Origin of the sequence: Pseudomonas sp. MWU12-2029 (genome assembly GCF_023242425.1) — a bacterium.
Lineage (GTDB): Bacteria > Pseudomonadota > Gammaproteobacteria > Pseudomonadales > Pseudomonadaceae > Aquipseudomonas > Aquipseudomonas kribbensis.
Map to the genome: position 1 here is coordinate 325,899 of NZ_JALJDY010000007.1, position 17,365 is coordinate 343,263.

19 protein-coding genes are annotated in these 17,365 nt (G+C 62.7%); 7 read left to right on the plus strand and 12 right to left on the minus strand.

Annotation, left to right across the window (positions count from 1 at the left end; translation table 11 throughout):
- The first annotated feature begins 78 nt into the window (after positions 1-78).
- Positions 79-903 (plus strand): alpha/beta fold hydrolase, encoded by an 825-nt coding sequence (locus M5B44_RS19660; protein WP_248740229.1) that lies wholly within the window; start codon positions 79-81, stop codon positions 901-903.
- 31 nt (positions 904-934) lie between these two features.
- Positions 935-1,972, plus strand: coding sequence for a hypothetical protein (locus M5B44_RS19665; RefSeq protein ID WP_248740230.1), 1,038 nt, complete (start codon positions 935-937; stop codon positions 1,970-1,972).
- A 33-nt stretch (positions 1,973-2,005) separates the two neighbouring features.
- On the opposite strand, the gene dsbG is transcribed toward M5B44_RS19665, so the two are convergent.
- Genes dsbG through dsbD form a run of 3 tightly spaced genes read right to left on the minus strand, consistent with a single transcriptional unit; the run spans position 2,006 to position 5,360 of the window.
- On the minus strand, positions 2,006-2,776 hold the full coding sequence (gene dsbG / locus M5B44_RS19670) for a thiol:disulfide interchange protein DsbG (RefSeq protein ID WP_248740231.1): 771 nt from the start codon (positions 2,774-2,776) through the stop codon (positions 2,006-2,008).
- Positions 2,752-3,627 (minus strand): TlpA disulfide reductase family protein, encoded by an 876-nt coding sequence (locus M5B44_RS19675; protein ID WP_248740232.1) that lies wholly within the window; start codon positions 3,625-3,627, stop codon positions 2,752-2,754. Before M5B44_RS19675 ends, dsbG begins: the two co-directional genes overlap by 25 nt.
- Positions 3,627-5,360, minus strand: a complete 1,734-nt coding sequence (dsbD, locus tag M5B44_RS19680; RefSeq protein WP_248740233.1) for a protein-disulfide reductase DsbD — start codon at positions 5,358-5,360, stop codon at positions 3,627-3,629. Before dsbD ends, M5B44_RS19675 begins: the two co-directional genes overlap by 1 nt.
- Positions 5,361-5,513: 153 nt before the next feature.
- Between dsbD and M5B44_RS19685 the strand changes: the two genes are divergently transcribed.
- The 5 genes from M5B44_RS19685 to M5B44_RS19705 all read left to right on the plus strand — a co-directional run bounded on the left by M5B44_RS19685 (position 5,514) and on the right by M5B44_RS19705 (position 9,967).
- Entirely contained in the window at positions 5,514-6,194 is a 681-nt protein-coding gene (locus M5B44_RS19685; RefSeq protein ID WP_114884486.1) for a response regulator, read from the plus strand.
- The gene (locus M5B44_RS19690) at positions 6,194-7,516 is read left to right on the plus strand and encodes an ATP-binding protein (protein ID WP_248740234.1); all 1,323 of its coding nucleotides are present in this window, start codon (positions 6,194-6,196) and stop codon (positions 7,514-7,516) included. The genes M5B44_RS19685 and M5B44_RS19690 overlap by 1 nt, the downstream gene beginning before the upstream one ends.
- A gap of 101 nt (positions 7,517-7,617) precedes the next feature.
- Positions 7,618-8,103, plus strand: a complete 486-nt coding sequence (locus M5B44_RS19695) for a GNAT family N-acetyltransferase (RefSeq protein WP_248740235.1) — start codon at positions 7,618-7,620, stop codon at positions 8,101-8,103.
- 143 nt (positions 8,104-8,246) lie between these two features.
- Positions 8,247-9,659: an aspartate aminotransferase family protein gene (locus M5B44_RS19700; protein ID WP_248740236.1), complete on the plus strand. Its 1,413-nt coding sequence runs from the start codon at positions 8,247-8,249 to the stop codon at positions 9,657-9,659.
- An 83-nt stretch (positions 9,660-9,742) separates the two neighbouring features.
- Positions 9,743-9,967, plus strand: coding sequence for an MbtH family protein (locus M5B44_RS19705; protein WP_065257038.1), 225 nt, complete (start codon positions 9,743-9,745; stop codon positions 9,965-9,967).
- A 71-nt stretch (positions 9,968-10,038) separates the two neighbouring features.
- Here M5B44_RS19705 and M5B44_RS19710 read toward each other — a convergent pair whose 3' ends face one another.
- The 9 genes from M5B44_RS19710 to M5B44_RS19750 form a co-directional block, all read right to left on the minus strand.
- The gene (locus M5B44_RS19710) at positions 10,039-10,938 is read right to left on the minus strand and encodes a metal ABC transporter substrate-binding protein (protein WP_248740237.1); all 900 of its coding nucleotides are present in this window, start codon (positions 10,936-10,938) and stop codon (positions 10,039-10,041) included.
- Complete coding sequence (locus tag M5B44_RS19715; RefSeq protein WP_248740238.1) at positions 10,939-11,838, minus strand: metal ABC transporter permease; 900 nt, start codon at positions 11,836-11,838, stop codon at positions 10,939-10,941.
- Positions 11,838-12,581 (minus strand): metal ABC transporter ATP-binding protein, encoded by a 744-nt coding sequence (locus M5B44_RS19720; protein ID WP_248740239.1) that lies wholly within the window; start codon positions 12,579-12,581, stop codon positions 11,838-11,840. The genes M5B44_RS19715 and M5B44_RS19720 overlap by 1 nt, the downstream gene beginning before the upstream one ends.
- Positions 12,578-13,507 carry a metal ABC transporter substrate-binding protein gene (locus tag M5B44_RS19725; protein ID WP_248740240.1) on the minus strand — a complete coding sequence of 310 codons (930 nt, stop codon included), beginning with the start codon at positions 13,505-13,507 and terminating at the stop codon, positions 12,578-12,580. The genes M5B44_RS19720 and M5B44_RS19725 overlap by 4 nt, the downstream gene beginning before the upstream one ends.
- A 35-nt stretch (positions 13,508-13,542) precedes the next feature.
- Entirely contained in the window at positions 13,543-14,109 is a 567-nt protein-coding gene (locus tag M5B44_RS19730) for a DUF6162 family protein (protein ID WP_248740241.1), read from the minus strand.
- Positions 14,106-14,414, minus strand: a complete 309-nt coding sequence (locus M5B44_RS19735) for a hypothetical protein (protein WP_225739982.1) — start codon at positions 14,412-14,414, stop codon at positions 14,106-14,108. Before M5B44_RS19735 ends, M5B44_RS19730 begins: the two co-directional genes overlap by 4 nt.
- A 20-nt stretch (positions 14,415-14,434) precedes the next feature.
- Positions 14,435-14,974, minus strand: a complete 540-nt coding sequence (locus M5B44_RS19740; RefSeq protein ID WP_248740242.1) for a thiamine pyrophosphate-binding protein — start codon at positions 14,972-14,974, stop codon at positions 14,435-14,437.
- The gene (locus tag M5B44_RS19745) at positions 14,971-16,173 is read right to left on the minus strand and encodes a PepSY-associated TM helix domain-containing protein (protein WP_248740243.1); all 1,203 of its coding nucleotides are present in this window, start codon (positions 16,171-16,173) and stop codon (positions 14,971-14,973) included. Before M5B44_RS19745 ends, M5B44_RS19740 begins: the two co-directional genes overlap by 4 nt.
- Positions 16,174-16,396: 223 nt before the next feature.
- Positions 16,397-17,272 (minus strand): alpha/beta fold hydrolase, encoded by an 876-nt coding sequence (locus tag M5B44_RS19750; protein ID WP_248740244.1) that lies wholly within the window; start codon positions 17,270-17,272, stop codon positions 16,397-16,399.
- Positions 17,273-17,365 lie beyond the last annotated feature (93 nt).

Genomic DNA, 17,365 nt, shown 5'->3' on the forward strand with positions numbered 1-17,365 from the left:
GCGTACATTTCCAAGGTTGACGATCGAGAACCGGCAGCTCAGTCTGCCGGTTCTCTTTTTTACCGTGCAGGTGAATCGATGGCTTTCTTCGAGGTTGACGGACAAGCGCTTCACTACATTGATCAAGGCACAGGCCCGGCTGTGCTGCTGGCTGGCAGCTACCTGTGGGACCAGGCCATGTGGGCACCGCAGATTGCCGCGTTGTCGCCGCACTATCGGGTGATTGCGCTGGACCTCTGGGGCCATGGTGAATCCGGGCGTTTGCCTGAAGGCACCACGTCTCTGGATGACATCGCACGTCAGACGCTGGCCTTGCTCGATCATCTGGACATCGACCGGGTGACGCTGGTCGGGTTGTCGGTCGGCGGCATGTGGGGCGTGCGTCTGGCGCTGTCGGCACCGCAGCGGCTCAACGGTCTGGTGCTGATGGACACCTATGTCGGTGTAGAGCCGGAGCCGACCCGTCAGTATTACTTCTCGCTGTTCAGACAGATCGAGGAAAGCGGCGGGATCTCCGAGCAGTTGCTCGACATCGTGGTGCCGATCTTCTTCCGTCCGGGCATCGATCCCCAGTCGGCGCTCTATCAGGATTTTCGCGCAAAACTCTCGGGCTATTCCGCCGAACGCTTGCGTCAAAGCATCGTGCCGATGGGGCGTATCACCTTTGGCCGCGATGATCTGCTGTCGCGTCTGGGCGAACTGAATGCAGCAACGACATTGGTGGTCTGCGGCGATCAGGACAAACCCCGTCCTCCGTCGGAAGCCAGGGAAATGGCCGAGCTGATCGGCTGCCCGTGTGTGCTGGTGCCGGAAGCGGGGCATATCTCCAATCTGGAGAATCCGGAGTTCGTGACGGAGGTGTTGTTCAGTTTTTTGAGTGAGCGCAATCGAAATACGCTGTAATTGCGCATGGAATTTCATTTAAGGGACTGGTGTGAAGCAATTCTTCTGGCGCGATCTTGAAGATCTGCAAGGACAATGGGGTGGGCTGAGCATCGAGATCAGCGGCCCCCCTCAGGGCAAACCACAACTGCATCTGCGGACGGGCAACAATGCTCGCCTGAAACTGATGTTCAACGAGACCCCTTTGCTTTGGGGAACGATAGCGACTTCGTATTACGGTGCCTGGCTGGTACGCAACCCGTTGCCGATGCAATGGGAGTCGCCACCGGTTCCGGCCATCGACTCGGCGCAAGTCGAACATCACCGTCATTTGCCCGCCGGGCAGCAAATGAAAGCCTGGAGCCGATACTTCATCAACCAATTGATGGAGCATCAGACCGGCTTTCTTTATCCCGGACACTGGGTGGCTCGGCCCATGATGCCTGTGGCGGTGCAAAAACAACGTGGCGACGGTCTGAGCAACTGGTATTTCACGACTGAGCAAGAGACGACCAGTCATTTACCGAGATGGTCAGCTCGTGGTGACGGAATTCTCGACAACCTTCAACCACGACCGGTGGAGTGGCTCGACTGGGATTTGGGCAACCTGATCGGTCTGCACACGGTCGATCCATATGCAGGGCGTATGAAGTGGTGGCGCAAGAAGGCGAGAGAGGACAGTCTGCCTCCTGTCTTGCTGTGGTATGTCGGCGCGTTGTGTTCTTACGTGATTATCGACGGTCACTATCGATTGCAGGCCGCGCTGGCTGAAAGCGTCAAACCGACGTTTATCGTTTTGAGTTCAACTGAAACCTACTCCCTCACACCCAATCCCGACACTCAACAGCGGGTGTTCAATTCCCTGATGCTGCAAAGCGAAAGGAATCCGGAATTTGATGTACGAACTTTGAACCAGGCGTTGATCAACAACTTCGATGATCGTCCCTGCCATTCGGCAAAAACCCATGCCTGGGCCGGCATCGTATCGGACACGGAGTGGTCGCAAGAGGTGACGCAGTTTTTGCTCGAGCGCGAAGCGACAGCTGAGCTGGACGACATCCTGGACCGGTGTCAGCCGCGTGAGTGGTGATGGCTCCGGCGTGTTTGCCGGAGCCGCCAATCGTTACATCGGCCCGAGAATCTTCGCCAGCTTGTCTGGCGTCGGCGCGCCTTGCTGTTGTTGCAGTTCACCCTTGTCGTCCATGTAGAAGATCGCCGGGGTGGCCTGCAATTCCAGGTCTTCCATCAACTGCATGTTCGCTGCGAGTTTGGTCTGCACGGCGGCCGGAATATCCTTCATGGCCTTGAGGGTGCTGGCCTTGCCGGCCTTTTCGTGATCGTCCAGGGCCTTGGCCGGGTCCTTGGCCGCCAGCAGCGCAGCGGATTTGGCCGGGCTGTCTTCGCGGATGATGCCGACCATGATGTGTCGCAACTGCACCTTGCCGGCCTTGACCCAAGGGCGGGCCTGTTCCCAGAACATGTTGCAGTACTGGCAGTTCGGGTCGCTGAACAGGTACACCGTGCGCGGTGCGTCCTTTTTGCCGTCCTGAATCCAGTTGCTCGCCTCGAACTTGGCCCAGACTTCCTTGGCCATCGGCGCGTACACCAGTTTTTGCAGCGGTGCGCTGCTCAGGTCGTTGCCGTCGGCGTCGTACAGATTGCCCAGCAGCACATGCTTGCCGTCCGGCGTCAGGTACAGCGCCATGCCACGGTTCTGGTATTGCGCGGCGTAACCGCGCAGTCCGTCGGGCGCGTCGAACTGGCCGACGATTTTCGCGCCCTTGGCTTCGATTTTCTTGATCGCATCAGGCAATTCTTCAGCGGCCTGCACCGACGGCAAGTGCAGCAGGGCGGCGCCCAGAGACAGCGTCAGCAGGTGGCGGAGGCGGGGCATGGCAGTTTCCTTGCAGAGGTGGCCGGTGCGGCGTTCGTAGTCGGATTCGGGGTGTCGAAGTTTTCCAGGGCCCGGGCCAGGCTGGCGTTCGACAACTCGCCCAGATGGCTGGCCAGCAATTGACCGTCAGGGCTATAGAACAGCGTAGTCGGCAATGCCATGGAACCCACGGCCTGCCCCAGATGACCGCTGCGGTCGAACAGCACGTTGTTCAGGCTCAGGCCCTGGGTTTCGAGGAAGGTCGCGACGCTTTGCATGCTTTCGGCCTGGTTGACGAACAGGAACGTCAGGTCCGGGCGTTGCTGCTGGGCGTTTTCCAATACCGGCATTTCCCGGCGACATGGCGGGCACCAGGTGGCCCACAGGTTGATCACCAGCGGACCGCCTTGATAGTCGGCGAGTTTCACGGTTTCCCCGGCGGCGTTGCGCAGGGTGATGTCCGGCAGGCGCGTGCCTTGTTCATAGATGTTCAGCGACAGGGTCGCCAGTACCCAGAACGCCACACCGCTGACCACGCCGAAACCCAGCGGTCGACGGAAACCCGGTCGGCGCCAGCCGCGATACAGCGCCGCCAGCAACAGCACGATCACCCCCGGCCAGGCGAGAAAGCCGCCATCGCGCAGGTCGATGATCTGCCACGGATCGTTGCGATAGTGACCCCAGTACACGGCGACAAACGCGATGCGCGCCGCGAGCATGCCCAGCAGAAACAGGCTGAACAGCGCCGACTCGGGGTTATCGCCACCGCGTTTGGCCACCCGCCAGCCGACGAATGTCGCCAGCGCCAGGGCGCTGATCAGCAGCAGGTGGTTAAGCGCGATGGCAAAGGTGCCGAGGGTGAAGGTCAGCATTAACGGGCGTCTCGGGTGGTGGTCCAGCGTTGCAGGAAGGTGTCGGCATCGACCTCGCCGGTGATGCGCTGGCTGCGGCGCTCTTCACCGTCGGTGCCGATCCACACAAAACTCGGTGGCCCTGGCACCTTGTAGCGGCCGAGCAGTTCGCGGCTGGCGGCATTGTCATCGGTGACATCGAGGCGCAGTAAACGCACATCGCTCAGGGCCTGCATCACCCGCGCCTGGCCAAACACCTTTTTCTCCATGACTTTGCACGACGTGCACCAGTCGGCGTAGTAATCGAGCAACACCCACTGACCCTGAGCCTTGGCGGCGTCGAGTTCACTTTGCAGGGCCGCTGGATCCTTGATCGTAATGAATGCTTCGTGACCATTCGGTGCCGCCGTGCCGGTGTGTCCGGCGCTATACACCTGCAACGGTTGAAACGGATCATCACTACCGCCCGCTGCACCTACCACCAGCAAACTGCCCCACAGTCCCAGCAACAGCGAGCTGGCACCGAACAACTGGGCGACCCGGCCGAAGCCTTCGGACTGTTTCCAGGCGCTGTAGGCCGCGATCAGCAACAGCGCGCCGCACAATGCGAGCCACAGCGAAGAGTCCAGCACCGGACGCAGCATCAACACCGCCGTACCCAGGAACAGGAAGCCGAACACGCCCTTGAGCAGGTTCATCCACGCGCCGGGTTTCGGCAGGAAGCGATTGCCGACCGTCACCAGCACCAACAGCGGGATGCCGATACCGATGCCCAGGGCAAACAGGATCAAGCCGCCGTGCAGCGCATTACCGCTTTGCGCGATGTAGAGCAGGGCACCGGCCAGCGGTGCGGTCATGCACGGGCCGACGAGCAGACCGGACAATGCGCCCAGTACACCCGCACCGACCAGGCTGCCGCCGCTGCGACCGCGCGACGCGTGCTCCAGTCGATCGCGCACGGCCACTGGCAATTGCAGTTCAAAGAAGCCGAACATCGGCAGCGCCAGAATCACGAACACCGCCGCGAACGTTCCGAGCAGCCACGGGTTTTGCAACCATGCCTGAAGGTTCGCCCCCAGCAGCGCGGCGATCACGCCCATTGCCGCATAAACCAGCGCCATGCAAACCACATAGCTGCTGGCCAGCGCGAAACCGCGACGCGGCGTAGCACCGCTGCCGACTACCATGCCCGCCAGAATCGGCAGCATTGGCAACGAACATGGCGCAAAGGCCAGCAATAGGCCGAGCCCGAAGAACACCAGCAGGCTCCAGCCCAGCGAGTGCTGTTGCAAGCCGCTGGCCAACGCTTGATCCTGCGCCTCATCGTTCGCCGCAGCGGCCGCTTTGCCACCGAGATCGATCACGCGGGTCTGCGGCGGATAGCACAGGCCGGCATCGGCGCAGCCCTGATAACTGACCTTGATCTGGCCCTTGGCTGCTGCCGGGATTTTCAGTTCAAGACCCTGGCGATAGACCTGTTGCTCACCAAAATATTCGTCGCTGTGGGATTCGCCTTCGGGCAGCGCCGGAGCGTTTTCCGCCGCCAGTCCGTCGAATTTCAGGCGTTTCTGATACAGGTAGTAACCGTCGGTGATCTGCCAGAACAGTTGAGTTTCGCCGGAGTCCAGACGTTCGGACGTCAGGACGAAGGCCTTGTCGACCGGGAGAAATTCCGGTTTTGTCGCAAAAGGATCGTTCCCTGCCTGGGCCAGACCCGAAATCAACAGTGCAAACAGCAAAAAAATATGACGCATGGAGGAGCCTTGTCCCTGTGCAAGTGATGAGCACAATGGGCGGCGGCGATTAACCGATGATTAACCGCGGCACCCTTGTCGCTGTGGCGTTCGGGGCATAATGTCAGCTTAATCGGCCAACCGCCTAATCGGCATTTTTCTACGGGACTCACCATGCACGTACTGGTTTGCGAAGACGATGAGTTGATCGCCAGCGGCATCGTCGCCGGGCTGACGGCCCAGGGCTTGACGGTCGAACACGTCAACACCGCCTCCAAGGCCCGGGCGATCCTCAAGGTCGCCGAATTTGACGTGATGGTGCTCGACCTCGGATTGCCGGACGAAGACGGCCTCAAACTGCTGCAGCAACTGCGTCAGCAGGGCCTGGAAATTCCGGTGTTGATCCTCACTGCGCGAGACTCGGTGACTGACCGGGTCGACGGCCTGCAGTCCGGCGCCGACGATTACCTGCTCAAGCCGTTCGACCTGCGTGAACTGTTCGCCCGTCTGCAAACCCTGTTGCGCCGGGTGGCCGGGCGCAGCGTCAACCTGATCGAGCACGGCGCGCTGACCTACGACCCGAGCAGCCGCGAAACCACGTTGGCCGGCCGTTCGGTGGATTTGTCCCGTCGCGAACAATCCCTGCTGCAAGCCCTGCTGCACAACCGTGGCCGGGTGCTGTCCACCGAGCAATTGAAAGACAGCGTCTACGGTTTCAGCGATGAACTGGAGAGCAACGCCCTCAACGTGCACATCCACCACCTGCGCAGCAAACTGGGCAAAGGCATCGTCGAAACCGTGCGTGGTCTGGGCTATCGCCTGGGCCCGGCCGATGGTGGAGAGCCCGACAAGTGATGAGTCTGCGCCTGCGCCTGAGCCTGACCCTCGGCGCTGCGTTTGCGCTGATCTGGGCCCTGGCGGCTGCCTGGATGCTCAGCGACCTGCGCAACCAGATGATGTTTTCCCTCGACCAGCGGCTGGTGGCCTCGGCGCGCATGGTCGCCGGGTTGCTGGAGCAATTGCCGGCGATCCCGAGCAAGGGCGAGGGCACCCATTTCAGCGCCGAACAACTGAACATTCCCGGTGGCATGGCCTGTCAGGTCAGCTCGTTGCGCGGCGAAATCCTCGCCCGCAGCCACAACAACCCGGAACAGGCACTGGAAGCTCAGAAAATGGGCTTCCACGATCAGATGATCGACGGCGCGCCCTGGCGCACTTTCACGTTGGCCCGGGGCGACGTGCGCATTACCACCGCCGACCGGGTGATCGAGCGCGAAGCCCTGAACATGTCGATCCTGCTGGCCGCCTCGGTTCCGGTAGGAGTGGCGCTGCTTGGCTGTCTGTGCTTGCTGTGGCTGGGGATCGGCCAGGGCCTGGCGCCGCTCAATCGCTTGCGCGAAGCCTTGATGCGCCGCAACGCCGACTCCCTCGAACCGTTGCAGTTGCAATCATTCCCCAGCGAACTGAAACCGCTGCTGGAAACCCAGAACCAATTGTTCCAGCGCATCGGCAAGACCATCGAGCGCGAACGTCGCCTCACCGGTGACGCCGCCCATGAACTGCGCAGCCCGCTGACGGCGATCAAGACCCACCTGCAAGTGGCGCGCATGACCGACGGCAGCGCCCGCGACCAGTCCCTGGCCCGGGCCGAGGAAGGCGCCGACCGCCTGCACCGCACCCTCGAACAATTGCTGTTGCTGGCCCGGGTAGAGGGCAGCCTGTCGTTCGACGACGGAGTGCAGTGCAGCGCCGAGCAAGTGGCAAGACTGGCGATTCAGGACTCTGCCAGCGACGAGCGGCAGCGGATCAAACTGCACCTGCCTGAAAAACTGTCCAGCGCACCGCTGCAAATGCCGGCGGTGTTGTCGATCGCAGCCTTGCGCAACCTGCTCGATAACGCCCTGCGTCATACCCCGACGGAAGGCGCCGTGGAACTGAGCCTGGAAACCAGCGGCAACCGCGTGCGCTTCGTCGTTCGCGATCATGGACCGGGGATTGCGCCGGACGATCTGCAACATCTGACCCAACGCTTCTGGCGCAACGGCCAGAGCACCGGCTGCGGGCTGGGGCTGGCGATTGTCCAGGCGATTGTCCAGCGCTGTGCCTGCACCCTGCATTTCGACAGTCGCCCGGATGGCTTGCGGGTCGAACTGACCATGCCGCTGCAACCGGCCTGATCCCGGCACATCAAATGTAACTTCTCTCCATTGGTCATTCGCCGAGCGCGCCGCTATTGTCGCCCCAGCCTTTGACTCAATGGATTGAGGGAAACAGCGCCATGGATGCATCCATCTACATTTGCCCGGCCACTGCGGCCGATGCCGGTATCATCAGCCGCATCGTCGAGCGTTCGATCCGCGTCGGTTGCGCACTGGACCATCGTAATGACCCCCACCTTGTCGATCTCTGGGTCCGCCAGCAATCGCCGGAGCACATCAGCGCCTGGCTCGCCGATCCACAGCGCTATCTGAACATTGCCCTGATGCAGGGCCGACCGGTGGGTGTCGGCATGGCGTTGGCCGACGGCGATGTCACCCTTTGTCATGTGCAGCCGGAATGGTTTCGCCGGGGCGTCGGCCGGGCGCTGATGACTGACCTTGAAGGCTGGCTGCTGACTCGCGGCAGCGCCCGTTCCGTGCTCACCAGCACCCGCACCGGGGAAGCCTTTTATCGGCGTCTGGGTTATCGCGAATCGGCGCCGCCGCTCATCCGCCACGGCATGCGCAGCCTGCCGATGCACAAGTCGCTGCCGCTGTCGGCATGACAACTCGCTCAAGGGTGTAAATCCTCGACGTGCTGGTGCGTTTCCAGAACAGGAAAACCTGCATGTGCGCCCCGGGACCGGAACGCGCACCTGTGCGGTGTGCAGTTTTGGTCACTATCCATAGCGAATTGAGGGGTCGAGAGATGTCAGTCGCCACCAGCCTTATCGAAGAGTCGTCGGCCCGGATCGCCTCCGCGCCGGCGGAAACGCTGTATCAGTTCAATGAATCGCCGCTGCTGGCCCGCCAGAGCCAGCAGGAATCCAATGCCCGCAGCTATCCGCGACGCATTCCCCTGGCGCTGAAGCGTGCCAAGGGTCTGTATGTCGAAGACGTTGAAGGCCGCACTTTCATCGATTGCCTGGCCGGTGCCGGCACCCTGGCGCTGGGGCATAACCACCCGGTGGTGATCGAAGCCATCCAGCAGGTGCTGGCCGATGAGTTGCCGCTGCACACCCTCGACCTGACCACGCCCGTGAAGGACCGATTCGTCCAGGATCTGTTCGGGTTGCTGCCGCCAGCATTGGCCAAGGAAGCGAAAATCCAGTTCTGCGGCCCGACCGGCACTGATGCCGTGGAAGCCGCGTTGAAACTGGTGCGTACGGCCACTGGCCGCAGCACCGTGCTGTCGTTCTCCGGCGGTTACCACGGCATGAGCCAGGGCGCGTTGAGCCTGATGGGCAGCCTGGGGCCGAAGAAACCGTTGGGCGCGCTGCTCAGCAACGGCGTGCAGTTCATGCCGTTCCCGTATGACTACCGTTGCCCGTTCGGCCTCGGTGGCGCTGCGGGCGTGAAGGCCAACCTCAGTTACCTGGAAAACCTGCTCAACGACCCGGAGGCCGGTGTGCAACTGCCGGCGGCGGTGATCGTCGAGGCAGTGCAGGGCGAGGGCGGGGTGATCCCGGCGGACATCGAGTGGCTGCGCGGTCTGCGTCGCATCACCGAAAAGGCTGGCGTGGCACTGATCGTCGACGAAATCCAGAGCGGCTTCGCCCGCACCGGCAAGATGTTTGCCTTTGAGCACGCCGGCATCACCCCGGACGTGGTGGTGCTGTCCAAAGCCATCGGCGGCAGCCTGCCGCTGGCGGTGGTGGTCTATCGCGACTGGCTCGACACCTGGCAGCCGGGCGCCCATGCCGGCACCTTCCGAGGCAATCAGATGGCGATGGCCGCCGGTTCTGCCGTGATGCGTTACCTGGTCGAAAACAAGGTCTGCGAACACGCCGCTGCCATGGGCGAACGCCTGAGCGAGCACCTGCACATCCTGCAGCGTGATTTCCCGCAATTGGGCGACATTCGCGGTCGTGGCCTGATGCTCGGTGTCGAGCTGGTGGATCCGAACGGTGCACCGGATGCACTGGGCCACCCACCGGCCTTCGCCCGTCTGGCGCCGCTGGTGCAGCGCGAATGCCTCAAACGCGGGCTGATCCTGGAGTTGGGCGGACGGCATGGCGCGGTGGTGCGATTCCTGCCGCCGCTGGTGATCACTGCCGCTGAAATCGACCGCGTCGCCGAGATCTTCGGCCGCGCGCTGAGCGCCGCGACCGCCGCCCTGTAAATTTTTCGCCGCGCCGAACGTTCCTTCTACATACCTGGCTGCACCCACCGTGCAGCCCACCCCTACAACGATGGAGACACAGCATGACGTCAGTATTCGACCGCGAGGACATCCTCTTTCAGGTCGTGGTCAACCACGAAGAGCAGTACTCGATCTGGCCGGATTACAAGGCCATCCCGGAAGGCTGGCGCACCGTGGGCAAGAGTGGCATGAAGAAAGAATGCCTGGCCTACATCGAAGAAGTCTGGACCGACATGCGCCCGCTGAGCCTGCGCCAGAAGATGGAAGCGCAAGCGGCGGCACAGTAAGTCTTCTGCCAAAAAGAAACCCGCTGGACTGGAAACAGTCAGCGGGTTTTTTCATGCCCGGAGGTTCGGTGTTACGCGCCGCTCAAGCCTTTGAGCAGCGCATCCACATTCCCTTCCAGTTCTGCCACCGGATCCGCCGCATCGGTGCTCAGCACCAGCAGCTGACTGCCCGACTCGGCAATCGCCGCTTTTACCGCGTCCGACGGCTGCCGATGGTGCAGCACTACCGCCACGTCGTTGTCCTTGAGCATTGCAGTCAGTTTTTTCAGGTCTTCCGGCGTCCATTCGGCGTCCGGTCGTGGGTCTTGTCCGATCAACTCCAGATTCAGGCTGCCGATCAGATAGCCGAAGTGATCGCTCAGGCTCATCACGCTCAGATTGTCGGCACTGGCCAGGCGCGCCTCACTGTCGGCACTGAGTTTCAGCAGGCGCTGTTTCAGCGCCGCCAGGTTGGCCTCGATCTTCGGCTTGTCCTTCGGCGCCAGACGCACCAGATCCGCCGCCATCACGTCCGCCATCCGCCCCATGTTGTTGCTGGCCAGCCACGGTTGACTGTTCAGGCCATCGACCTTGAGCCCCTGCTGCACGGCAATGCCGGGCAGGGCGCCGTCTACAGGACGGGCGGCATCGACTTCGACGATGCGGATGTTGCTGCGTCGGGCCATCGGGTACAGCGGGTCGTCGGCCCACAGCGAGCGCACGCCGATCACCGCATCGGCGCCGCTGGCCAGCTTGTCCAGTGCCGGAGCGCCGCGCCCGGTGAAGTACGCGGACTGACGGCTGCCCGGCAGGTTCGCCGGTGCCGCGCGTTCGAGGCTGATGTCGGTACCCTTGAGCAGCACTTCACCCAAACCATAGGTGATCGGCAGCGAGGCCAGCACGCGCACGGGGTTTTCGGCGGCCAGCAATGGGCCGGAGACGGCGCCGCTGAGGGCGATGGCCAGGGCAAGTTGTCGCAATGAAAATGACATTTATCCAAGGTTCCCTTTCAGACTGGGGACGACGCCCCGGGCAATGGCCGCGAGGGCGAAGCCGATACCGGCGACGAGGATGATCGCGGCGCCGGACGGAATCGGCAGGTCAAAGACAATGGGCGCGAGAATCCCGCACAGCGTGCTGACCGTGGCGATCAGCACCGAACACCAGAAAAAGCCCTTGAGCGACTGACTGAGCAAACGCGCGGCGGCCGCCGGAATCACCAGCAGGGCGCCGACCAGAATCGCGCCGATGACTTTTACCGCCGCGACGGTGATCAGGGTCACCAGAATCACGAACAGATAATCCAGGGCCTTCACCGCGACGCCGCGCACCGCTGCCAGTTGCGGGTTGAAACTCGCAAGCATGATGCGGTTGTACAGCGGCAACGCCAGCGCCATTACCAGCGAACCGACGATGGCCAGCACCGCCAGATCATTGCCATTGACCGTCAGCACCGAGCCGAACAGTACGTTTTCCAGAATGTGCACGTTGATCTTGCCGGCGAGGATCAGCAGCAGGCTGGCGCCCAGCGCCAGAGACACCGAGAGGAACACGCCGATCAACGTGTCGGGTGCCAGTCCGGTGCGGTTGCGCAGGTAATTGAGCAGAATGCCGAACAGCAGGCAGTAGCCGAACAGGCTGCCGTACGGCCCGGTGTAGGGCTCGCCGAGCAGAATGCCGATGGCCACGCCGGTCAGTGCCGCGTGGCCGACCGCCTCGGAGAAGAACGCAAAGCGCTTGACCACCACCAGCGTGCCGAGGCCACCCAGCACCGGGCCGATCAGCAAACCGGCAAGCAGCGCGTTGACCACAAAACCGTAGGCCAGGGCTTCCGGCAAGTATCCGGACGACGCCCAGCCCTGCACCATCAATCGAAAGGCTTCGTAACTCATCAGGCAGCGCTCCGTGGATGGGTCGAGAACAGGGTCAGCAGGCGTTCCGGGGTCAGCGCCTGCTGCGGTGTGGCGTCGAACAGCACCCGGCGATTGAGGCCGGTGACGCGATTGGCCAGGCGCCCGACGGCTTCCAGATCGTGTTCGATCCACAGCACGGTGATGCCCGCCGCGCGCCAGTCGCCGAGCAGGCGTTCGAACACCTGGATCCCGGCTTCGTCGAGGGCCGACATCGGTTCATCCAGCACCAACAGTTGCGGGGCGGGGATCAGGCCTTGGGCGAGCAGCACCCGCTGGCGTTCACCACCGGACAGCGCGCCCATCCGGCGCTTGCGTTTGTCCTGCATGCCGACCCGCTCCAGTGCTTCACCGATGGCGCCGGCGTAGCGTTTGCTCAGGCCGAGAAACGCCGGGCGGCGCTGGCACATGGCAGCCATGAAGTCGTCGACGGTCATCGGCAGCCCCCGGTCGAATTCCAGCGCCTGCGGCACATAGCCGATGGTGCCGGGCTCGCCGGGCCATTGCAGGCTGAGCCGGCCCTGATGGGGCATTTGCCCGAGCAGGGTCTTGATCAGCGAACTCTTGCCGCCACCGTTGGGGCCGACCAGCGCATGCACGTGGCCGGGCTGCACCTGGAAGCTGACCTTGTCCAGAATCGTGGTGCGCCCCAGTGTCAGGCTGACTTCGGCAAATTCCAGGGTCGGGCCACTGCTGACGATCGAGAGGTTTTCCTGTGCCGTCATGCGCCGGACTCCTGAATCGCCCGAACCACGGTGTTGAGGTTGCCGGTCATTTCCTTTTCGTACTTGTCGGCGGTGTATTCGCCGTAGGAAATGTGCGACAGCGGGTACAGTTTCACACCGGATTCGCGCTGGATGGTCTCGACGTAGGTGGACGGGAAATCCATCTCGGAGAAGATCACCTTCACGTCCAGTTCCCGCAGTTGATCGATGGTTTTCTTCAACTGACTCGGGCTCGGCTCGATGCCGTGGGCCGGCTCGACCACCGCCGTCACTTCCAGGCCGAACTCGCGCAGCAGGTAGTCGTAAGCCGCGTGAACGGTGGCAACCCGCAGTTCGGCGTTTGGCGCCTGGGTCAGTTTCGCCAGGGCGTCGGCGCGCATTTGCCGCAGACGCTTGCCGTAGGCGCGGGCGTTCTGCGTGTAGGTCCTGGCGTTGTCCGGATCGAGTTTTCCCAGTTCCCGGGCGATGTTGTTGACCTGGGCAATCGAGGCGCTGATCGACAGGAAGGTGTGCGGGTTCACCACTTTGCCGGCACCGCGCGCGGCGACTCCGGTGGCGGCCAGCAGCGGCACGTTTTCGTTGGCTTCGATGGTCTTGATGCCCGGCGTTTCGCTGGCGGCGATCATGCGGTCGGCGAAGTCGTCATGGCCGACGCCGTTGAGCACGATCACGTCCAGCCCGCTGATGCGTTTGATGTCTTCGGCGCGCGGCTCGTAGGCGTGCGGATTGAAGCCGGCAGGAATCAGCGGCACGACATCGGCCTTGTCGCCGACGATGTTCGCCACATAGCTGTAATAAGGGTGCAGGGTGATGCCGATGCGCAGGCGTTTGGCCGGATCGGCGCTGGCCAGCGGGCTCAGCAGGCAGGCGCACAGGCCGATCAGCAGCAGGCGCAGGAAGGGGCGGCGTTGAGATGAACTAGGCATGGGCAAGCGGTCTTCTCTCGAATGAAGGCGAGGGTTCAATGACGATGTTCGCGGGTCACCCCGGCATCGAATTGCGCGACGATCTGTTTCCATCCGGTGGCGGTCAGGGCAGCGTCAGACAGATCTGTCGGCGTTTGCAGATCGGCAGCGCGGTTGAGCCATATGTCCGGCGCGGCGTCGTTCAGGCGCATCAGAAACGAACCGGCCACGGCCGGTGCCTGGCTGTGGCCGAAGTAGGCGCGGTCGGCCAGCAACTGCCAGGCATGACCACCACGACTGACCGAGCTGGCGTCCTGGGCAAACGGGGCGAAACCTTCGTCCGCCAGGTTCTGCGGGGTCGGCAGTGTTTGCTGTTCTTCGCGCAACAGGTGGATTTCGTCGAGGGTCACCCGCAGGTCGGCGTAGATGCCTTGCTCGCTGGCGCTGAGGTCGCGGCGGGCGTCGAGCTGATGGCTGGAAACCGGCTCCGGTTCGTGGGAAACGCCGCGCCACGCCACCACAGAGCCGGCGACCGCGAGGATCAGCAGGCACATCAGCAAGACATTGAGGGTTTCATGGCCGGCGCCGGCAGGGCGTACGATTTGAGTGGTCGGCGTGGTCATGGGGCTTCGATATCCGCTTGGTCGATTTCGACCACGTGGCCGGGGCCGGCGTCGAACAGCACGTAGAACTCGGCGCCGGGTTTCTTGAAGGTCAGGGTCGAATCGGCGCCGAGCTTGCCCGGTACCAGGATGGTCTCGTCGTAACCGATCACGTCGAGGGTCACCCCCGGCGCGCCGCTGCCGTCGGAGAAACCGCCGGTGCATTTGATCTGCTCGGCATCGATGGCCTTGCACTCGCACATCGGGTTGTGGGCCAGGGCGCTGGCGCTGAAACCGGCACACAGTGCCAGCAAGGCAGCGTTCATGATCGGGTGGAAAGGACGGCTCATGGTTTGGCTCCTTGTTTGTTCAGCCAGGCAAGGGTGGCGGGTGAGGCCTGGCTCAGCGGAATCGAGGCTTGGTGCATGCTGCCGTCCCAGCCTTCCATGGTGATCCACAGCTCGGCGTCGGCGGCGGTCTTTTCCGGCACTGGCAATTGGGTGCCCATGCGATACGGCGTGCCGAAGAAGATCACGCCGGCAGCCCGCAGGCTGCGGGGTTTGCCGATGCGAAGGTAAGTTGCCTTGACATGATCGATGCAGTCGTCGCAAAGGGCGGCGCTGAAGTCCTTCATGTAACCGGCAGGGCCGGTCAGGATCGGCGCCTGATTGCGCAGCTCCGCCAGACGCAGGCTCCAGGGACCGACCTGGATTTCGCCGATCTCCCGTTCGCCCAGCCCACTGTCGCCGCGAAACAGCGAAGCATCGGCAAAGTACTTGGGCATGAACCCGAGCGGGATCAGCAACAGCAGGACATTGAGGTGGAATCGCCACTTGTGCCAGAACCGGCTCAGACGCGAGGGTGATATTGCTTTGCTCTGGCTCACGGGCTCACCTCCGAAGGTTCCTGTCGGGAAGTCGAGCGTGGTATCGCCTTGCGGTTTCTCTTGTCTTCGCGCTTGAGGGCGTTGAGCGTGGCCAGTGCGGTGCGTTTGGTCCAGATCAGCAGTCCGCTGAGGACCATCATGCTCAGCAGCAAGCCAAAGAAAAACCAGATCAGTTTGATCCATATCCCGCCGAAGTCGCCGGTGTGCAACGGACGCATGGATTCGGTGACGAACTCTATGGCCGACCGGTCGGACAGCAGGCGCGAGGCGGCAATCTCACCGTTGTAAGGATTGAGCGTGGCGGTCTGGAACATCAGCGGATACCAGCCGCGACCACCGACACTCATGTGGCTGTAGGCGTTGCCGGGCAGGCTGACGAAACTGGCTTCCAGCCCCGGGATTTTTGCCTGGGCGATCTCGATGGCCGAATCCAGGCTGATCGTTGGCGGGGGCGTGCCGTCGGTGGAGATCGGCACACTTTCACGGGACATGGCCGGAATGATCGGCTCGCTGGAAATCGAAATCTGAAAATCGAACAGCAGGGCGCGGATAAGAAACCAGACCCCGGTGATGGAAATCACCGCGATGAACCAGATCGACCAGATACCGCTCAGGCGATGGAAGTCGCCCCAGAAGATTCGCGCGCCGTGGTTGAAGCGCAGGGTCGGACGGAAAAAGCCCTTCCAGAAGCGCTTGTACACCACCAGCCCGGTCACCAGCGACGCCAGCATCGGCAGGCCAAGGAAGGACACCAGATACCAGCCCCAGCTGAAGCCGTTGGTGAACGGCACCAGCCACCAGCCGTGCAAGGCGCGGGTGAAAGCCTTGAAGTCAAAGGTCGGCGCGGTGCCCTGGATGACCCCGGTGTAAGGATTGACGTAGACCGTCAGCGAGCGGCCGTCGGGGTAGCTGACTTCGACGTCGAGGGCAAAGTGCGACTCGTCAGGCCGGCTGATGCTTTGCACCAGCGTCTGCGGTTCGGCTTTTTTGATTTCGGCGAGGATCTGGTCGTAACTCAGGCGCGGTGCGTCGTCCGAAGGGGCGCTGGCGCGCATCTGCGGGTTGGCCAGCCAGACGATTTCCTGGCTGACCACCGCCAGGGTGCCGGTGACGCAGACAATCAGAACAAAAAACCAGATCGGCAACGCCAACCAGCTGTGTATGAGGAACCACAGTTTCGAGCGGGATTTCTTCGACATGATGACGGGTCTTGATTCAGTGAGGGGGCTTGGTGCTACGGGCTTCGCAGCGCGGGAGTCCCTGAAGGGCCGGTCGTGGCTTTTGCCTACGCGACTGGCCCGCATCTCTATAAGACGGATGACTGAAGCAAATCCCGATGAAGGATATGAAAGTAAATGTTTCGCGACTGCAATCTCACCACGACGCCTGTTGGAATCGTGGTGAGCGGATGGGCGGGATGGTTCAGCGCAGGAACGGCAGCGCTTCGGCGAGCAACAGCTCGGGCACTTCTTCAGCGAGGTAATGCCCGGCGGGCAAGGACTTGCCGCGCACGTCGGTGGCCACCTGTTGCCATTCCCTGAGTGGATCGAAGCAACGACCGACCGTGCCTTCGGCGCCCCACAGCACCAGCAGCGGCAGGCTCAGGTGATGGCCGGCATCGAGGTCGGCGCGGTCGTGTTCCAGATCGATAGCGGCACTGGCCCGGTAGTCCTCGCAGATGCCGCGAGCGCTGCCGGGCAGGTTCAGGCAGCGCAGGTATTCGGCGAACGCTTCGTCAGTGAACGGCTTGAGCCCGGCGCTGCGGCTGCCCATGACGCTGCGCAGGTAGGCTTCGGGATCGGCCTCGATCAGGGTTTCCGGCAGCGGCGCCGGGCGGATCAGGAAAAACCAGTGCCAGTAGGCTCGGGCGAAGGCTTCGTTGGTCTGGCTGTACATCGCCAGGGTCGGCGCGATGTCCAGCAGCACCATGCGTTGCACGGCAAAAGGATGATCCAGGGCCAGGCGATGGGCGACCCGGGCGCCACGGTCGTGGGCGAGGATCGAAAATTGCGTAAAGCCCAGCGCCTTCATCAATTCCACGCCGTCGCGGGCCATCTCCCGTTTGGAATAGTGGGCGTGCCGCTCATCGGCGGGTGGTCGGCTGCTGTCGCCATAACCGCGCAGGTCGGCGGCGACCACGGTGAAATGTTCGGCCAGTTGCTCGGCGACCTTGTGCCAGATGACGTGGGTCTGCGGGTGCCCGTGCAACAGCAGCAGGCCCGGGCCGCTGCCGCCGAGGCGATAAGTGATGTCCATGCCATTGACGTGGCGCTGGTCTTTGACGAATCCGGCAAACATCGGGGGTGATCCTTTATTCAGGCGGTTGACCTGCATCCTGAAATCGCCGGGCGTTCATGACAAGGCGTGAAGCGTGGTTCGACGGTTCATGAA